General features: G+C 58.0%; 15 protein-coding genes. 13 read left to right on the top strand and 2 right to left on the bottom strand.

Annotated features, from left to right (window positions below; genetic code table 11):
- Nucleotides 1-47 precede the first annotated feature (47 nt).
- The 7 genes from ACXAEW_RS02730 to ACXAEW_RS02700 all read left to right on the top strand — a co-directional run bounded on the left by ACXAEW_RS02730 (nt 48) and on the right by ACXAEW_RS02700 (nt 8,171).
- Complete coding sequence (locus ACXAEW_RS02730; RefSeq protein ID WP_474939852.1) at nt 48-1,391, top strand: Na(+)-translocating NADH-quinone reductase subunit A; 1,344 nt, start codon at nt 48-50, stop codon at nt 1,389-1,391.
- A 2-nt stretch (nt 1,392-1,393) separates the two neighbouring features.
- Nucleotides 1,394-2,593, top strand: coding sequence for an NADH:ubiquinone reductase (Na(+)-transporting) subunit B (locus ACXAEW_RS02725; protein ID WP_474939851.1), 1,200 nt, complete (start codon nt 1,394-1,396; stop codon nt 2,591-2,593).
- Nucleotides 2,586-3,398 (top strand): Na(+)-translocating NADH-quinone reductase subunit C, encoded by an 813-nt coding sequence (locus tag ACXAEW_RS02720; RefSeq protein WP_474939850.1) that lies wholly within the window; start codon nt 2,586-2,588, stop codon nt 3,396-3,398. The genes ACXAEW_RS02725 and ACXAEW_RS02720 overlap by 8 nt, the downstream gene beginning before the upstream one ends.
- Nucleotides 3,398-4,051: an NADH:ubiquinone reductase (Na(+)-transporting) subunit D gene (locus ACXAEW_RS02715; RefSeq protein ID WP_474939849.1), complete on the top strand. Its 654-nt coding sequence runs from the start codon at nt 3,398-3,400 to the stop codon at nt 4,049-4,051. Before ACXAEW_RS02720 ends, ACXAEW_RS02715 begins: the two co-directional genes overlap by 1 nt.
- Complete coding sequence (gene nqrE / locus ACXAEW_RS02710; RefSeq protein WP_474939848.1) at nt 4,051-4,659, top strand: NADH:ubiquinone reductase (Na(+)-transporting) subunit E; 609 nt, start codon at nt 4,051-4,053, stop codon at nt 4,657-4,659. Before ACXAEW_RS02715 ends, nqrE begins: the two co-directional genes overlap by 1 nt.
- A gap of 12 nt (nt 4,660-4,671) precedes the next feature.
- Nucleotides 4,672-5,892, top strand: coding sequence for an NADH:ubiquinone reductase (Na(+)-transporting) subunit F (gene nqrF / locus ACXAEW_RS02705; RefSeq protein WP_474939847.1), 1,221 nt, complete (start codon nt 4,672-4,674; stop codon nt 5,890-5,892).
- Nucleotides 5,893-6,113: 221 nt separating this feature from the next.
- A complete protein-coding gene (locus ACXAEW_RS02700; protein WP_474939846.1) occupies nt 6,114-8,171 on the top strand; it encodes a leucine-rich repeat domain-containing protein in 2,058 nt (685 codons plus the stop codon).
- Nucleotides 8,172-8,192: 21 nt separating this feature from the next.
- Here ACXAEW_RS02700 and ACXAEW_RS02695 read toward each other — a convergent pair whose 3' ends face one another.
- A complete protein-coding gene (locus ACXAEW_RS02695; RefSeq protein WP_474939845.1) occupies nt 8,193-9,644 on the bottom strand; it encodes a M81 family metallopeptidase in 1,452 nt (483 codons plus the stop codon).
- Between the two features lie 240 nt (nt 9,645-9,884).
- On the opposite strand from ACXAEW_RS02695, the gene ACXAEW_RS02690 reads away from it, so the two are divergent.
- The 5 genes from ACXAEW_RS02690 to ACXAEW_RS02670 all read left to right on the top strand — a co-directional run bounded on the left by ACXAEW_RS02690 (nt 9,885) and on the right by ACXAEW_RS02670 (nt 16,178).
- A complete protein-coding gene (locus ACXAEW_RS02690; RefSeq protein ID WP_474939844.1) occupies nt 9,885-11,480 on the top strand; it encodes an ABC transporter substrate-binding protein in 1,596 nt (531 codons plus the stop codon).
- A gap of 65 nt (nt 11,481-11,545) precedes the next feature.
- Nucleotides 11,546-12,490, top strand: a complete 945-nt coding sequence (locus ACXAEW_RS02685) for an ABC transporter permease (RefSeq protein ID WP_474939843.1) — start codon at nt 11,546-11,548, stop codon at nt 12,488-12,490.
- On the top strand, nt 12,490-13,377 hold the full coding sequence (locus tag ACXAEW_RS02680) for an ABC transporter permease (RefSeq protein WP_474939842.1): 888 nt from the start codon (nt 12,490-12,492) through the stop codon (nt 13,375-13,377). The genes ACXAEW_RS02685 and ACXAEW_RS02680 overlap by 1 nt, the downstream gene beginning before the upstream one ends.
- Nucleotides 13,374-14,981, top strand: coding sequence for an ABC transporter ATP-binding protein (locus ACXAEW_RS02675; protein WP_474939841.1), 1,608 nt, complete (start codon nt 13,374-13,376; stop codon nt 14,979-14,981). The genes ACXAEW_RS02680 and ACXAEW_RS02675 overlap by 4 nt, the downstream gene beginning before the upstream one ends.
- Nucleotides 14,982-14,990: 9 nt before the next feature.
- Nucleotides 14,991-16,178 carry a M20 aminoacylase family protein gene (locus ACXAEW_RS02670; RefSeq protein WP_474939840.1) on the top strand — a complete coding sequence of 396 codons (1,188 nt, stop codon included), beginning with the start codon at nt 14,991-14,993 and terminating at the stop codon, nt 16,176-16,178.
- A 69-nt stretch (nt 16,179-16,247) separates the two neighbouring features.
- On the opposite strand, the gene ACXAEW_RS02665 is transcribed toward ACXAEW_RS02670, so the two are convergent.
- Entirely contained in the window at nt 16,248-17,636 is a 1,389-nt protein-coding gene (locus ACXAEW_RS02665) for an amidase (RefSeq protein ID WP_474939839.1), read from the bottom strand.
- Nucleotides 17,637-17,921: 285 nt separating this feature from the next.
- Here ACXAEW_RS02665 and ACXAEW_RS02660 point away from each other — a divergent pair, with 285 nt between their 5' ends.
- Complete coding sequence (locus tag ACXAEW_RS02660) at nt 17,922-18,599, top strand: GntR family transcriptional regulator (protein WP_474939838.1); 678 nt, start codon at nt 17,922-17,924, stop codon at nt 18,597-18,599.
- Nucleotides 18,600-18,605: the final 6 nt, after the last annotated feature.

Raw genomic sequence — 18,605 nt, 5'->3', positions numbered from 1 at the left:
ACCTTTTGGTGGCCAACGGCGTGTTCCCAAAATCGAGGAATTCATCGTTGAAGCGGTACAAACTACGCAAAGGTCTGGATTTGCGCATCACAGGGGTGCCACGCCCCGAAATCCAGCAGATCAAACAGGTCCAGACAGTTGGCATTCTGGGCGCAGATTACATCGACTTGAAACCACGCATTGTGGTCGCTGAAGGCGACACAGTTGTGGCGGGCTCGCCGGTTATGTTCGACAAAAACATGCCGGAGGCGCAGGTGGTTTCCCCGGTTGCGGGCAAGATCCGCGCCATCAATCGCGGCGCGCGGCGCAAGCTGGTCAGCATCGAGATTGATGTGGACGCCACGGCCGGGGCTCCGGTCGATTTCTCTGAGGTCGGAGATATCAGCACCCGCGAAGGTCTGGTGGAGCGTCTGTGCGCCGCCGGCCTGTGGACATCGTTCCGCACACGCCCCTATTCCAAGGTTCCCGCGCCGGGCAGCAGCCCTGTTGCGATCTATGTGACCGCATTGGATACAGAGCCGTTGGCCGCAGATCCGGCGATTGCGATTGGCGAAAATGCCGAAGCCTTTGCCAAGGGGATGGAAGCAATTGCAACCCTGACCGATGGCACCACCTACCTGTGTCAGGCGGATGCGGCGCCGCTGCCGGGCCATGATGCGCCAGGTGTGGAAGCCGTTGCCTTTGCCGGGCCGCATCCTGCGGGACTTGCGGGGACGCATATGCATTTCCTCGACACGCCAGATGCGACAAAAACCGTTTGGACCATCGGCTATCAGGATGTGATCATCATTGGCCGCCTGTTGTTGACCGGCACCTATGACGCCTCCTGTGTGATCGCGCTGACCGGTCCTGTGTGCAAGGATCCGCGCCTGGTGAAAACCGTGGCGGGGGCGTCGCTGGCGCAGCTGGCCGCCGATGATATTCCAAGCGGCACGCCGGTGCGCATGATCTCTGGCTCGGTTCTGAGCGGTCGTGCCGGTGAAGGCACCGATGGGTATCTGGGGCGTTATGCGCGTCAGATCACCTTGATCGAAGAAGACAAGAAACAGATCCCGATGGGCTGGATCCGTCCCATGCTGTCCAAATATGCGGTTCAGCCTGTGCTGGGCTCTGCGCTGTCGAAACGGGCGTTCCCGCTGACCTCGAACCTGAATGGTGGGCGCCGTGCGATGGTCCCTCTGGGCACATTCGAAGAGCTGATGCCGCAGGATTTCCTGCCAACGCAGCTGTTGCGGGCGCTTCTGGTGGTGGACACAGATCAGGCGCAGCAACTGGGCGCGCTGGAACTGGACGAAGAAGATCTGGGGCTGGTGGGTTTTGCCTGTCCTGCAAAATATGAATATGGGATGGCGCTTCGTGACTGCCTGACCAAGATCGAGAAAGAGGGTTAAACGTGGGCCTGCGTAACTTTTTCGACCGGATTGAGCCGCACTTTGAGAAGGGCGGAAAATGGGAGCAGTATTTCCCCATCTACGAGATGGTGGAGAGCTTCCTGTACACTCCAAAAACCGTAACAACTGCTGCACCGCATGCGCGGTCGTACATCGATATGAAGCGGATCATGACCTATGTGGTCATCGCAACGATCCCTTGTATCCTGATGGCGCTATATAACACCGGCTATCATACCAATATGGCAATTGCCGAGTTTGGTCCGTCCGGTTGGCGCGCTGCAATTATCGAGGCCCTGGGCATCGGGTTCAACGCTGCAAACCCGCTGGCGAATATGTTGCACGGGCTTTTGTATTTCCTGCCGATCTATATCACCACTTTGGTGGCAGGCGGCATCTTTGAGGTGATCTTTGCCACTGTGCGCAAGCACGAGGTGAACGAGGGCTTCCTGGTGTCTTCGATGCTGTATGCGTTGATTCTGCCTGCAACCACGCCGCTGTGGCAGGTTGCGCTGGGGATCATCTTTGGTGTGGTCATTGGCAAGGAAGTCTTTGGCGGGACTGGCAAAAACTTCCTGAACCCGGCGTTGACGGGGCGGGCGTTCCTGTATTTTGCCTATCCGGCGCAGCTGTCCGGCGACAGCGTCTGGGTTCCGGTCGACGGCTTCACCGGCGCAACCGCGCTGGCGGTCTCCGCGTCTGAGGGCGTGCAGCATCTGGCCGCCATGGGTGTGACCTGGTGGGATGCCTTCCTGGGCTTTATTCCGGGATCCATGGGGGAGACCTCAGCCGTTGCCGCGCTGATCGGTCTGGGCTTCCTGTTGATCACCAAGATCGCAAACTACCGGATGGTGGTTGGCTGTCTGGCGGGCATGATCGGGTTTTCGCTGCTCTTGAACTGGATTGGCTCTGACACCAACCCGATGTTTGCAATGCCCTGGTATTGGCATCTGGTTCTGGGCGGTTACGCCTTTGGTCTGGTCTTCATGGTGACCGAGCCTGTTTCCGGCGCGCACACCAATCTGGGGCGCTATTTCTATGGTGCATTGATCGGCTTCATGGTGGTGATGATCCGGGTTGTGAACCCGGCCTTCCCGGAAGGCATGATGCTGGCCATCCTCTTTGGCAACGTCTTTGCACCGCTCATCGACTATTTCGTTGTTCAGGCAAACATCAAGCGGAGGGCGCGTCGCAATGCGTGATACAGACCAAAACGCCCCCAAGGGCTTTATCGGCCGCTTCCTGGCGCTGCCCACGGATTCGGTTCCCAAAACCATCTTTGTTGCGGTTGCGGTCTGCCTTGTGGCGTCCATGATCGTGTCGGCGGCAGCGGTTGCGCTGCGTCCGATCCAGGCTGTGAACTCGCTGAAGGACAAGCAGATCAACATTCTGCAGGTCGCAGGCATCTACGACCCCAAAGTCGACGTGCTTGAGGCGTTTACGGCCTTTGAACCGCAGGTTCTGGAACTGGCAACCGGTGAATTTACCGATCAGTTTGACCCGGCGGACTTTGATGACCGCGCGGCTGCCGATGATCCGGCAACCTCGGTTGCGCTGAGCGACGACCCGGCGGGCATCGTGCGTCAGGGCAAATTTGTCACCGTCTATCTGCTGCGCGACGAGGCCGGGGAGATCGACAAGGTGATCCTGCCGATCCATGGCTATGGGCTGTGGTCGACCCTTTACGGGTTTATCGCCCTGGAGGAGAACGGCAACGACATCTTTGGTCTGCAGTTTTATGAACATGCAGAGACACCGGGTCTGGGTGCCGAAGTCGACAATCCGCGCTGGAAAGCCCTGTGGAAGGGTAAACGGCTGGCGGATGACAACGGCGAATTGCAGATCAGCGTGACCAAGGCGGTGCCTGCTGCCGGCAAAGAGTATCACATTGATGCTTTGGCTGGTGCAACGCTGACAACGGCAGGTGTCCACAATCTTGTGAATTTCTGGATGGGAGAAGCGGGTTACAAGCTCTTCCTGGAAAACCTGAAGGCGGGGAATGTGTAATGGCGCATAAGCGTAAAGAAATGCTGGTCGACCCGCTGGTCGACAACAACCCGATCACCTTGCAGGTTCTTGGGATCTGTTCCGCGCTGGCTGTGACCTCGTCGCTGAAAGTGGCGCTGGTGATGGCGATTGCGGTGACGCTGGTGACGGCGTTTTCCTCCATGTTCATTTCGATGATCCGCAACCAGATCCCCGGTTCGATCCGCATTATCGTGCAGATGGTGATCATCGCGTCGCTGGTGATCCTGGTGGATCAGATGCTGAAGGCCTTTGCCTTTGAAATCTCCAAGACGCTGTCTGTGTTTGTTGGCCTGATCATCACCAACTGCATCGTGATGGGCCGCGCCGAAGCCTTTGCCATGAAGAACCCGCCGATTGACAGTTTCATCGACGGCATCGGCAACGGGCTGGGCTATGGTCTGATCCTGATGCTGGTGGGTGTGATCCGCGAGCTCTTTGGCGCGGGCAGCCTGTTTGGCATCACCATCTTTGAAACCGTCAACAATGGTGGCTGGTACGTGCCAAACGGCCTGCTGCTGCTGCCGCCCTCTGCCTTCTTTATCATCGGCTTGATCATCTGGGCCTTCCGGTCCGTGAAAAAAGAGCAGGTGGAAGAGCGTGAATATAAAATTCAAACCGTCGAGGCACATTGATGGAAGGTCTTCTCTCACTCGCGGTCAAGGCGATCTTTGTTGAAAACCTGGCCCTCTCCTTTTTCCTTGGCATGTGTACCTTTATCGCGGTCTCGAAAAAGATTTCGACGGCGATTGGTCTGGGTATTTCGGTCATGGTCGTGCAGGCGATCACGGTTCCGGCCAACAACCTGATCCTGAACAACCTGCTGGCGCCCGGTGCGCTGGCCTGGGCAGGGTTCCCCGAAGTTGATCTGACCTTCCTCGGCCTGATCTCTTATATCGGGGTGATTGCGGCACTGGTTCAGATCCTTGAGATGGTTCTGGATAAGTATTTCCCGCCGCTTTACAACGCGCTGGGTGTGTTCCTGCCGCTGATCACGGTAAACTGCGCGATCCTGGGTGGATCGCTGTTCATGGTAGAGCGCAGCTACAACTTTGCCGAAGCCGCGACCTATGGCTTGTCTTCCGGCTTTGGCTGGGCGCTGGCAATCACTGCAATGGCGGGCGTGCGTGAAAAGCTCAAATACTCGGACATCCCCGATGGTCTTCAAGGTCTGGGCATCACCTTTATCACAGCAGGTCTGATGGCGATGGCCTTCATGTCCTTCTCTGGCGTGAAACTGTAAAGGGGCTGGCACATGGAAACTTTTGGTCTTGGTATCATTCTTTTCACCCTGATTGTTCTGGCCCTGGTCACGATCATTCTGGCGGCGCGCTCGCGTCTGGTGTCTTCGGGGAACGTCAACATCACCATCAACGGTGAAAAGACGATCTCGGTCCCGGCGGGTGGCAAGCTGTTGCAAACGCTGGCTGAACAAAAGCTGTTTGTGCCCTCCGCCTGTGGTGGCGGTGGCACCTGTGCGCAATGCCGGGTGCGGATCCACTCGGGGGGAGGCTCGATCCTGCCGACAGAAGAAAGCCATATCACCAAGCGTGAAGCGGCCTGCGGGGACCGTCTGTCCTGTCAGGTCGCGGTCAAGCAGGATATGGAAGTTGAAGTTCCCGAAGAGGTCTTTGGCGTCAAGAAATGGGAATGCACCGTTCGGTCCAACGACAATGTTGCGACCTTTATCAAGAACCTAGTTCTGGAATTGCCCGAGGGGGAGGACGTAAACTTCCGCGCGGGTGGCTATATCCAGATCGAGGCTCCAAAGCACACGCTGAAATACACCGATTTTGACATCGGCGAAGAGTATCGGTCTGATTGGGACAAGTTCAACCTGTGGCAATACGCCTCCACCGTGGATGAGCCGATTGAACGGGCTTATTCCATGGCGAATTACCCAGACGAAAAAGGCCTGATCATGCTGAACGTGCGGGTGGCCTCTCCGCCGCCGGGCACCGATCTGCCGCCGGGTCAGATGTCGTCTTATATCTTTAACCTGAAACCGGGTGACAAGGTGACCATCTCCGGTCCGTTTGGTGAATTCTTTGCCCGCGAGACTGAAAAGGAAATGGTCTTTATCGGCGGTGGTGCGGGTATGGCGCCGATGCGCTCGCATATCTTTGACCAGCTGAAGCGTCTGAAGAACAAAGACCGCAAGATTACCTTCTGGTATGGTGCGCGCTCCAAGAAAGAGATGTTCTTTGTCGAAGATTTCGACCAGCTGGCCGAGGAGTTCCCGAACTTCACCTGGCATGTGGCCCTGTCTGATGCACTGCCCGAAGATGATTGGGGCGGCTACACCGGCTTCATCCACAATGTTCTTTATGATGAATATCTGAAGAACCACCCAGCACCCGAGGACTGTGAGTTCTACATGTGTGGTCCGCCCATCATGAACAGCTCTGTCATCAATATGCTCCTGGAGCTGGGTGTCGACCGTGAGGACATCATGCTGGACGATTTCGGCGGTTAAATAGACGCACATTCGACGTTAAAGAACGCCCCTTTGCCATTGCGCAGAGGGGCGTTTTTCGTTTCGCGGTGATCTGTGGGGGTCGCGCATTTATCACGGGTTTTTCAAGCAACGTGATGTGTCAGTCCTGTCGAATTCCGATATGTGAATATCTATTTTCATATTGGTGGATTATGTCGAGCGAAATGAGCCGAAGCCTTGCTGCGTGGATTGAGCGGCAGTTGAAGGAAGAATCAGATTACATTGAACGGTTATTACTCAAAGATCTGAAGGGGCGCGCCGAAGATCTTGTGGAATTACCAACCAGCATGGGGCAGTTAACCAATCTGACCCATATGGATTTATGCGGAACCCGTATTGCGGATGTCTCTGTTCTGGCGCGCTTTCCCCAGCTGAATTTTCTGGCGCTGGATGACATGGTTGCCACTGATCTGTCTGCGCTTTGTGGTCTGAAACATGTGGAACATCTTTCCCTGCGCGGGGTACGGACCACTGATCTGTCCTTCCTGTCGAGCATGCGCTCTCTTAAGGTTTTGGATCTGACGGGGACATTGGTTCGGGACTTTTCTGCGCTGGCGCAGTGTAAAAAACTGCAAGAGGTGACCCTGAACTGTACCTCCATCTCGGATCTTGCGCCTTTGGCAGATTTGAAGAAGCTGCAAAGGCTAAATCTGGATCATACGTTGATCCGGTCGCTCAAAGGGTTGGAGGGGTTGAAAAGCCTGCGCCAGTTCAGTGCCAGTTATACCGGAGTGGAGGATATGTCGCCGCTGGCCAATGCGCGCTACATGCGGCGTTTGCGGATGGATCATACAGGGGTGCGGCGGCTGGATGTTCTGGAACATTTTCCGCAACTGGCGGAGATCAGTTTCAACGGCTGCACCGTCACCGATCTGTCGCCGCTGAGGGATCTGATCCGATTGCGCAATGTCTTTTTGGCGGACACCACCGTTTCGGATATTTCACCCATTGCCCACAATAAACTGCGTGATCTGTTCCTGAGCGGGTCACAAGTGAATGATCTCTTGCCGTTGAAGGGAAACAGGAGTCTGGAGAATGCATGGGATAACCAGTTTATCGGTGTGAGTTTTCGCAACACTCCCCTGACTGAAATGGATCCCAAGGGGTTTGGCGTGATTGCGGAGATACCGCATCATGGTGACCGGTGCATGGCTATGTTTCGGTATCTGAAGGCGCTGAAAACCTGGCCACCTGAAACGGCAGACGGCGGGGCCCAGATTGAGCTGTTGCCGGAGGCACCGGCGCCCTATCCCGGCTGTGCCCTGCATGTGATCGTTGCAAAAGGATCTGGTCTGCAGGTTGATCTGGTTCCGGGTCCTAAGATGCGTTTGCCCAATGTCAGCACGTTGAAGGCCCTGTTGGACCAAACGTTAGCGGTTGCGACGTTCCCCCGTGTTTACGAAGAAACACTGCTGAAACGGCCAGTTGCCGCCTTGGCCCAGACACTGGATGAAGCGGGCTCTGGCGTGGACGCCAACGTCCTGACAATTGCCGCGCTGCAAATGGAAAACGCCATTGCCTATGTCCGAGAGCAACAGCGCGCGATGGCGGAACAGCAGGGACAACGGGCGGCCAAGCTACAGTCAGCTTTGCGAGAGGTCATGGGCGTCCTTCGTGACGACATGGTCACGGAAGGCCTGGGTGAAATCGACTATTACGCCCGCTACGAGGCGGCAGCTGTGGCATTGCATGAGGCTTTGTGCGATTCTTTGCAGGGGATGACAGCCAGGGCGGCAGAGGAAGAAGGGCAGGGGCTGCAGGCCATGGTGTTACGCCCGCCGGTGGCAGATAAGTCGCTGAAGGTCATAAAAGCGCAGGCGTCATTTCTGGAGGCATGTGCGGGCTTCGAAGTGCCGTTTTCCAAAGATGTTCTGCGGCTCGCGACGGCCGTGGAGAATGCGCAGATGCGGGAAGAGCATTTGGAACTTGGCGCGGCGGTCTGCCGGAATGCGATCATTGCATTGGGGGCTTCTGTCCAGGCCATGATTGAGCAAAACACTGTTAATGAACAGCACGGGTTTGGTGCCCTTGAATGGCTGCGCAAGAACAAGCCAGCTCTTACGCGTTTTGCGGGAACGCAGGGGCGGGCCTTTGCTGGCTGGGTGCGGGTTTTGTCGTCGAATATCAAGATCTGGGAGGCGCGTTGGGATACGTTTGTGGATGAAAAGGACGGGGAGCCAACGGAAGATCGGGACCTGGCCGAGCTGAAAGAGGGGGTGTGGTGCGGTTGCCACCGCACCCCGGATTATTCAGACTGACCGGCGCGCGACGATGCGTGACTAGGAAGGAAGCCCACCAAAGCGCATGCCTGGACGCAGTTGGGTGAAGGGAATGCTTTCCAGATCGCAGGGGTTGGCTCCGGGCGCGGTTGCAAAGAGGATGTGTTTGGCAATTCGCTTGTAATCCGCCATGAAATGCACCGCACTTTTGACGCAGACAATGTGGTGCTCTGAGGGGTCCAGTCCAACTGCGCGAAACTGTTCCTGATCGGCGTTTTGCGCGCGATGTGACGCGACAACAACCTGAATGCCGGTTCCCAGCAGGCGCAGACGCGCCATCTGGCCCAGATCGGCCTCTGACCCCTTGTACATCGGGCCAGTGTAGACAAAGGGTTGGTTGTTCAACGCTTCGACCCGTACGGCAGCGGTGACTGGGGCACCATAGTTCGTAAAGGCTCCGCCAAAGGTCAGCGTCAGTTCCGCACCTTCGCCCGCCTGTGCCGCGGTGTCTGCGGCCTTTGGATCATAAAGAAGGCCCAGGATTGCATCGGGGACTTTGGCCTCGATCAAAGCATTCAAAACGCCGGTGGTGTCACCGGTGCCGCCTGCGCCGGGATTGTCCTGGGGGTCGGCGATCACAACCGGACCTTCCAGCGTCAGTGCCTGGGCGATGGCCTGGGGGGCGGGCTGCAGATTGGAGTCGAAATCGGCTTTGCTTGCAGCCAACAGGCCAGCCAGACGGTTTGCTTCTTTCTCGGCGGCGTCCAGGGTTTTGTCATAGACAAAGATCGACGGCCCGCAATCGGGGACATCTGCCGGGGGGAAGCCAATGGCAAGGTCCGCAGAGAGGGCAGAACTGTTGGCGACCGCGTCATAGAGCCTTCGGGCCGGTTCGTGTTCGGTGGTCTGAGCGGTGATCGGAACCATGAAATTGCCCTGCCGGAAGGCTTTGGCCAGCGGCGCCTGCAACGCCCGGTCCAGAAGCCGTGCGGCGCGGGCTCCGGTTTCGGCCAGATCCGTGTGGGGGTAGCTGCGGTAGACCGTGACCACGCTTGCGGCTTCAAAAAACGCCCGGCTGAGATTGCCGTGCAGATCCAGGCTGACGGCTATGGGCAGATCCGGTCCAACGGCGGCACGCAGGCGGCGTAGAATCTCTGCCTCTGCATCCGGGTGCTCTTGGGTTGCCATCGCGCCATGCAGATCGAGGTAGATCGCATCAGGCATGGATTTCACAACCCCGTCGATAATTTCACCGGTAATCGAGTCAAAGGCGTGTTTGTCCACATATCCGCCGGGTTCGGCATAGCACCACAGAAGGGGGATCAATCTGTGGGGGCAGGCCTCAGCAAAGCCCGAAAGCGGAAGGTTCAGGCCCTTCATACGTGTCAGAACGTCCGGCCCTCTCAGAAACTCTGGCCAGGAGCCGCGCGCCTCGAAATGCTCCAAAACGGTTGGGAAAGGGGCGAATGTATTGGTTTCATGTTGAAATCCGGCAATGGCAACGTGGGTCATACTGAAATCTTTCGGCCTTAATTGGGTTCTGGAGTGCGGCGTGGAGCCGGAGCGTCTTGCGTGAGGTTCGCTGTGTACGGGCATCATTGGTGCGTTATTCACACCGAATAGGTTTGCTGAGTATTTAGGACATGTTTCGGTTTTTTGTCGACAATCGACAGTTTTTCTTTTCGATTAGAAGAATTTCGCGCAATGTTTCAACATCAAAGAAAACAATGTTCCAAAATCAGGGAGTAAATAATGCCTTCTGTCCTAAATATGCTTACCAGGCGCGCAGTTGTCGGAGCGCTTGCCGCTTTGCCGCTCTTGGCGTCGGCCGGGACAACGCCTGCTTTGGCGGAAACCGTTTTGCGTGTTGGAACGGATGCGGATCTGAAAAACCTGGATCCGATCTGGACCACCGCCTATGTGACGCGCGACCACGGTTACATGATCTATGACGTGCTGTTTGCGATGGACGCGGAATTCAAGCCGCAGCCGCAGATGGTCGACACCTGGACCACGTCCGAAGACGGTCTGGTCTGGACCTTCGTTCTGCGCGACGGTCTGACGTTCCATGACGGTGCACCTGTGACCGGCGCAGATGTGGTTGCATCGCTGGAACGCTGGGGCAAGCGGGACGGTATGGGGCAGCAGCTGTTTGGCGTGATCGACACGCTGGAAGCAACCGATGAAAAGACCGTGACCATGACCCTGTCCGAGCCCTATGGGCTGGTTCTGGAATCGATTGGCAAACTGTCGTCAAACGTGCCCTTCATCATGCCCGCACGGATTGCGGCAACCGACCCGTTTGAGCAGATTTCCGAATACATCGGATCTGGTCCCTTTGTTTTTGAAGAAGATCAATGGGTTCCCGGCTCGCAGGTCGTTTATTCCAAATTCGATGGATATGTCCCACGCAGCGAACCGGTATCCGGCGCGGCGGGTGGTAAGGTGGCAAAGGTCGACAAGGTCATCAAACAGTATTTCTCGGATGCGACGACAGGTATGAACGCACTGATGGCGGGTGAGATTGACTATCATGAATCGCCTGCGCCGGATCTGGCACCGCTGTTGGAGGCCAACCCGGACATTACCGTTGCGGTGACCGATCCGCTGGGCTCCATCGGCTTTGCCCGGTTCAACCACGTCCAGCCGCCGTTTGACGATCCCGCGATCCGCAAGGCCGCGATCATGGCGATGAAGCAGGAAGACTATCTGGCCAGTGCAATTGGCGATCCGCAGTACTGGAAGACCTGCTATTCCGTTTATCCCTGTGGCACCCTGCTCGAGAACGAAAAAGGCTCTGAGCTGATGGCGACGGGTGATGTCGATGCGGCCAAGGTGGCGTTGGCAGCGACCGATTATGACGGGACCGAGGTTGTGATCATGCAGCCGACCGATATTGCGGTGCTGAATGCCTTTACCCTGGTAACCGCGGACAAGTTGCGTGCGGCAGGGTTCAACGTGAAACTGGAAGCCATGGACTGGGCGACGCTGACCTCCCGCCGGGCATTGCGTGACCCGATTGGTGAAGGCGGATGGAACATGTTCCACACATGGTGGATCGGTGCCGACGTGATTGACCCCATGTCGATTGCCTTTTCCGGGAACCCGGACGCCGGCTGGTTCGGCTGGGCCGAGGATGAAAAACTGGAAGCCGCACGCGCAGCTTTTGCCAAGGCCACCACATTGGAGGCGAAACAGGAACAAGCGGCTATCGCTCAGGAACGCCTGTGGGAAATCGGTGCCTCGGGTGAGCTGGGTCAGTTCTTCACACCGGTTGCCTACCGCAACACTGTCAGCGGTGTCATCGACTCTCCGCTGTACCTCTACTGGAACATTTCGGTCGAGTGATACGCGCAAATGTCGGGAGCAGGCGTGGTCCTGCTCCCGTTCTTCCTGTTCTGGAATAGATGCTTATGACTATTTACATTCTGAAGCGGCTGGCGATGACCATTCCGGTTATGTTGCTGGTGGCGCTTTTTGTCTTTTTGCTTCTGCGCCTGTCACCGGGTGATCCGGCGGCGGTGATCGCCGGCGATTACGCCACGGCCGAAGATGTGGCGCGGATCCGGACACAGCTGGGGCTGGATGATCCTATTGTGATCCAGTTTGCCCGATGGGTGGGCGCGTTGGTGCAGGGTGATCTGGGAACGTCGATCTTTTCCCGCAAACCCGTGGTTGAGCTGATCGTTCAACGGTTGGAACCCACGTTGCTGCTGGCGCTGACAACCATCACGTTCTCGGTTCTGGTGGCGGTTCCACTGGGGACACTTGCGGCCTATCGTGCCGGGACAAGTCTGGACCGTGCGGTCATGTTCTTTTCCGTGGGCGGGTTTTCGGTGCCGGTCTTTGTGCTGGGCTATGTCCTGATTTACAGCCTGTCTCTGCAAATCGGTATCTTTCCGGTGCAAGGGTATCGGTCGCCGTTTGAACACGGGCTTTGGGCCTTCTTGCATTATATCACCCTGCCCACTCTGACGCTGAGTGTGATTTATATTGCCCTGATCGCGCGGATGACGCGGGCCTCTGTGGTGGAGGTGTTGGAAGAGGATTATGTCCGCACCGCACGCGCCAAAGGGCAGAGCGAGTTCAAAGTGTTGATGAACCATGCGCTGAAGAACGCTGCTGTGCCGATCATCACTGTGGTTGGTATCGGGGTTGCGTTGCTGATCAGCGGTGTGGTGGTGACCGAGAGTGTATACAACATTCCAGGCCTGGGGCGTCTGGTTGTGGATGCGGTTCTGGCGCGGGATTACCCGATCATACAGGGGCTGATCCTGTTTTTTGCCTTTCTCTACATTTTGCTGAACCTGGTCATCGACCTGACCTATTGCCTGTTTGATCCGAGGATCCGCTACTGATGGCCGATATTTCCACCGAAGCCCGCGCACAGACGCAGGGCATATCCGAGGCGCGCGCGGGCTTTGTGACGCTCATGAGCAAGAACAAAAGTGTTTTCTGGGGCGGGCTTGTGCTGGTCGCGATCCTGCTGGTTGCTATTCTCGGGCCCGTCTTTACCAAAGATCCGCTGGCGCTGAATGCGATGGGTCGACTGAAGCCGCCGGGAGAATACGGGCTGTTTGGCACCGACCAGCTGGGTCGTGACGTCTTTGCCCGAGTGGTGCATGGCGCCCGTATTTCCCTGATCGTCGGGCTGGCTGTTGCCGTGATCTCTGTCTGCGTTGGCACTGTGATCGGATTGATTGCGGGCTATATCCGCTGGGCCGATGCGGTGGTGATGCGGGCGATGGATGGTTTGATGGCCATTCCTGCGATCCTGCTGGCCATTGCCATGATCTCGCTGTCCGGTGCGACGTTGTTTACGGTTGTGGTGGCCATTGTGATCCCGGAAATTCCGGTTGTGGTGCGGCTTGTCCGGTCTGTTGTGCTGGCGGTGCGCGAAGAACCCTATGTGGAGGCGGCGATCTCGAGCGGGACACGCACCACGTTGATCATGATCCGCCATGTCTTGCCCAATACAATTGCGCCGCTGATTGTGCAGGCGACCTATATTTGCGCCTCGGCCATGTTGACGGAGTCTATTCTGGGCTTTCTGGGGGCGGGCATCCCGCCGGAAATCCCGTCCTGGGGCAATATCATGTCCGAGGGACGAACCTTCTTCCAGCTGACGCCCTGGATTATCTTCTTTCCGGGGGTGGCGCTGGCGATCACCGTTCTGGCGGTGAATGTGATGGGCGACGGGCTGCGCGATACGCTTGATCCCCGAATTGCAAGGACGATGCGATGACACTTCCCATTCTTGATGTACAGGGGCTGACGGTCAGCCTGCCCAAGGGAGCAGACCGTCCCAACGCGGTCGAAGACATATCGCTACAAGTCAACCGGGGTGAGATCGTCTGTGTTGTTGGTGAAAGCGGCTCTGGCAAATCGGTAACCGCCTTTACCGTGATGGGGTTGCAGGACACGCGCGCGCTGAAACCGGTGGCTGGCGATATCCTGCTGGACGGAGAGAGCCTGCTTGGCAAATCCCCGGCCGAGATGCGCCAGATGCGCGGTGAAAAGGTCGCGATGATCTTTCAGGAGCCGATGACCGCGCTGAACCCTGTTGCGCGTGTGGGCGATCAGATTGCCGAAACCCTGCAGATCCACACCCGTCTGAATGCACGGGAGCGCAAGGCCAAAGTGCTGCAGGCGATGGAGGATGTCTACCTTCCGGATCCTGAAAAGATGTATCGCTCCTTCCCGCATCAATTGTCGGGCGGGCAGCGTCAGCGGATCATGATCGCCATGGCGCTGGTACTGGAACCTGTCCTGCTGATCGCGGATGAGCCAACCACCGCGCTGGATGTAACAACGCAGGCCCAGATCCTGCGATTGATCCGGGAGCTGCAAGAGAAGAAGGGCATGGGCGTGTTGTTCATCACCCATGATTTTGGCGTTGTGGCGGATATTGCCGATCGGGTGCTGGTGATGAAACGCGGTACTTTGGTTGAGGAAGGTGCTGCGCGGGACGTTCTTCTGAACCCACAGCACCCCTATACCCAAGGGTTGATGGACGCGGTGCCCTCGATGACGCCGCCGGAACGCGAAGCTGCAACCGGTGATCCAGCCCTTGAGGCGAAGGCGGTTTACAAGGTCTATGGCTCTCGCGGTGCCTTTGGCAAAGGGCGTGAGGTCAAGGCGGTGGATGCGGTGAATTTTACTGTCAAACGTCGGGAGACCCTTGGAATTGTGGGGGAAAGCGGATCAGGTAAATCGACCGTTGCACGCTGTGTGATGCGGCTGATTGATCCGTCAGACGGTGCCATTCTGGTCGACAAGACAAACATTGTCCACTTTAGCCAGGAGAAGCTGCGCCCTCATCGCAAAGACATCCAGATGATCTTTCAGGACCCCTATCGCTCGCTCAATCCTCGGCGCACCGTGGGGCAGTCGATTGTGGAGGGACCGATGAATTTTGGCTTGTCCGCAGGTGAAGCCATGGAGCGCGCGCGGGATCTTATGGGGTTTGTGGGGCTGGAACCGGATGCGCTGGAACGCTTTCCACATCAGTTCTCTGGCGGGCAACGGCAGCGGATCTGTATTGCACGTGCCTTGGCTATGCAGCCCAAGATCTTGATTGCGGATGAGGCGGTTTCGGCGCTGGATGTCTCGGTTCAGGCGCAGGTTCTGGAACTTTTGGACCGCACGCGGGAGGCGTTTGATCTGGCGATGCTGTTTATCACCCATGATCTGCGGGTGGCGGCGCAGGTCTGTGACCGGATCATGGTGATGCAGTGTGGGAAGGTGGTCGAAAGCGGACCCACCGCTGCGATCTTTGCCGCTCCGCAGCATGAATACACGCGGGCGCTGCTGGAAGCTGCGCCGGGTCATTCGATTTTTGCAAGCTAGGACGCGCAGATGACACTCCATTCCGCAATTCAGGACAGCGCCGAAGATCTGAGGGCGCTGTTTGAAGATTTCCATGCCCATCCTGAACTGGGCCTGGAAGAGACCCGAACGGCCGCCATCGTAGCGCAGAAACTGCGTGAGTTTGGTGTGGATGAGGTTCACGAAGGGGTTGGCGTCACCGGTGTGGTGGGGCTGATCCGGGGGCAGGGGCAGGGCAATCGCCGGGTGGGGCTGCGGGCCGATATGGATGCGCTGCCGATCGACGAAATCACCGGGCTGCCCTATGCCTCTACCCATCCGGGCAAGATGCATGCCTGTGGTCATGATGGGCACACAACCGCCCTGTTGGGGGCGGCAAAATATCTGGCTGAGACACGTGCGTTTGACGGGACTGTGGTGCTGATCTTCCAGCCCGCCGAAGAGGGCCTGGGCGGGGCACGCGCGATGCTGGCGGATGATCTGTTGACGCGGTTTCCCTGTGACGAGCTTTTTGGCCTGCACAATGCGCCGTTTCTGGCGCCGGGGCAGATGCGGATCTGCAAAGGGGCCGCGATGGCCGGGGCTCAATTCTTTGATATCAAGGTCACCGGTGTTGGCAGCCATGCAGCCCGGCCTCATGGCGCGCGCGACGCTGTGGTGATTGCATCGGCTTTGGTGGGGCAGATCCAGAGTGTGGTTGCCCGCAATGTGGCCCCTTTGGATGCCTGCGTGGTTTCGGTCACGCAGATTCATGCGGGGGCGGCCTATAATGTGATCCCGGAAACTGCGACGCTGGCGGGCACGATCCGTTATTTCAGAGACGACGTGCGCGATCTGGCCGAACAGCGGATTGCCACCTTGTGCGACGGGCTTGGACGCGCCTATGAGGCCGAGATCACCTTTGACTGCCGCAATGTGTTCAACGTTCTGGAAAATGACGATGATCTGTCGGATGCCTATCTTGAGGCGGCCGCAGATGTGTTTGGAGCTGAAAATGTCGCCGAGACGACTGAACCGGCTACCGGGTCCGAGGATTTCGCCGATATGCTGCGCGTGGTTCCGGGAGCCTATGCGGTTCTGGGCCATTCCGGGGATGTGCAATTGCACAACCCTGCTTTTGTGCTGGGGAAAGAGTTCCTGACGGATGGTGCGGCGCTTCTGGCCCGGCTGGCAGAGCGGCGGCTGCCTTTGATTACCCCTGACGAGCCCCTGACGTAGCACGGCCTGCATTTGCTGAGCTGCGGTAATATAGAAAGGCGCGACCTACAGGGCCGCGCCTCTTTTATGTCAGGCGTCCATTGGCCAGGATGTGATCGGGCCGCGCCAGGTTTCATAGGCGCGCGCCAGGGCAAAGACACGCAGATCCTCGAACCGCGGGGCAATGATCTGCAGGCCGATGGGCATGCCGCTTTTGGACAGGCCGCAATGGATCGAACAGGCCGGTTGTTCTCCCATGTTCCAGGGCATGGTAAAGCCGATGTGTTCAAAGGGACGGTTGGGATCGTTGGTCGGGCTTGCATATTCTGCGGGGAAGCTGACGTCCGGATTGACCGGAGACAGGATTGCATCAACGTCGTGCAGCGCCCGGGCGCAGGCAGCGCGCATTTCAAACGTCTGGTCAAACCCGCGTGCCACATCCGGTGCAGCCGTGCCTTCGATGCCTTGGGCCCATTCCAGAATATATGGCAGGACCAGCGCTTTCTTCTCTTCCGGCAGCTGTTCCATCATGCCCCAGAAGCGCGCGCGCCATGCCACATCAAGCCCGTCCAGCATCTTGCGGGTCAAAACCGGCTGGATCGGAACAATCTCGGCCCCGTGTTGCTCAAACAGTTTGGCAGCGGCGGTCACGGCCTCCTGGACCTCGGGGTCGGCGGGGGATCCGGCACCTGCATCAAGCATCAGCCCGATTTTCATGCCGGAAACGTCGGCGGCAGGTTGGAACCAGTCCAGCGGTTCATAGGCCAAGGCGGTGGCGTCGCGCCAGTCGGGGCGGCTCATCTCGGCCATCAGATAGGCGGAGTCGTCTACGGTTGGTGTCATCGGCCCGGCACAGCGGCCTGTGTAATAGGGGTCGATCGGCACCCGGCCAAGTGTGGGTTTGAAGCCAAAGAGCCCGGTCCAGCCCGCAGGCAGGCGGACAGAGCCACCAATGTCCGTGCCGACGTGCAGCGGCCCATAGCCGGCCGCCCCCGCAGAACCCGCGCCGGCGCTGGAGCCGCCGGGGTTCTTGGTCAGATCCCAGGGGTTGCGGCTGAGCGCGTGGAAACTTGAAAGACCGGAACTGAGCATGCCGTAATCTGGGCATGTGGTCTTGGCAAACATAATGGCGCCAGCTTCTGCGAGACGGGCAGGCACGGGCGAATGGGCTTTGGCTGGGACGGGATCAATCGCTGCGGTGCCCATCGGGATCGGATCGCCTTCGGTGGCCAGAATTTCCTTGATCGTGACGGGGACACCATCAAGCGCCCCTCGGGGCGTGCCGGCTGCCCAGCGGGCCTCGGCGGCTTTGGCCTCTGCCAGCGCCTGCTCCGGGCGGAAGAGCCAGAGGGCTGCGACCTTTGGCTCGCGCTCTTCCACGCGGTTGATCAGCGCGGTCATATAATCAACGGGAGAGAAGTCCTTGGTTTGGAAGCCTTCAAGGATCTGGCGGGTGGACAGGGAAAGTAGATCAGACATGACGGTTACCTTTGGGGGATCGCGAATGCATTAAGTGTCGGGGAAACGCGGTGGTCACAGCGGTGCAGTTTCGTTGGGCTGGGCGTGTTGATCACAAAGCTGCTGCAACCTAAACGCTGGCTGCAGGGGAGATTTTCATCACGCATGCCGGTTTCCTTTTTGTTATGGCTACCAATAGCCTTGGCGTTTGGGTTGATGTCAATAAATTGTCGACAGTCGACACAATCTAGGGGCAGGCAGAAAAGGAACCGCTCATTGAGTGATCAGAAGAAAGACACATCTGCGATGACTTCACGATTTCAGCCTCTTGGTCGCGACATTCTGGTTGAGCGCGTCACGAAGGAACTGAGCGACGCCATCATCGGCGGAACGCTGAAACCGGGGGATCGCTTGTCAGAATCCGTCATCGCGCGAGAGATGGGGGTCAGTCGGGCACCTGTGCGCGAAGCGGCGCGTTTGCTGGAGAGCTCCGGCCTTGTGGCCTATAAACCCAACCGGGGGTTCTTTGTGCGAAAGATCTCTGCCCGAGAGTTGGAGGATCTTTACGATCTGCGCCAAACCATCGAAGTTGCCGCGGCACAGCGTTTGGTCCGCGAAGCCGAGGACGCAGATATTGCCGCTCTTGGGGACCAGTTGCAGGTGCTGCGGGATGTCTGCGCCGAGGGCACTGCGATGCACGTTCAGGTGGAGGCGGATCTGGAATTCCACCGCCAGATGATCCGCGCCTCGGGCAACCCACGGTTCTTGCAGATTTTTGACCAGATCGCCCGGGAAACCGAGCTGAGCATTATGGTCATCGGCAGTCTGTATAGCGGGCCGGAGGTGATTGCAGAGAGCCATCTACCGATCCTTGAAGCGCTTGAAGCCAGAGATGCAGAGGGCTGCGCGCGGGCCATTTCCCATCACCTTGGCGAAGCCCGTCGTATGGTCACTGCCCAGTTCCGGGAGATCGAAGAGGGGTAACCTGCC

The organism is Epibacterium sp. ABZ3_068, from assembly GCF_056159265.1.
The sequence above is the reverse complement of the archived record's forward strand: the minus strand, read 5'-3'. Positions and strand labels throughout refer to the sequence as shown.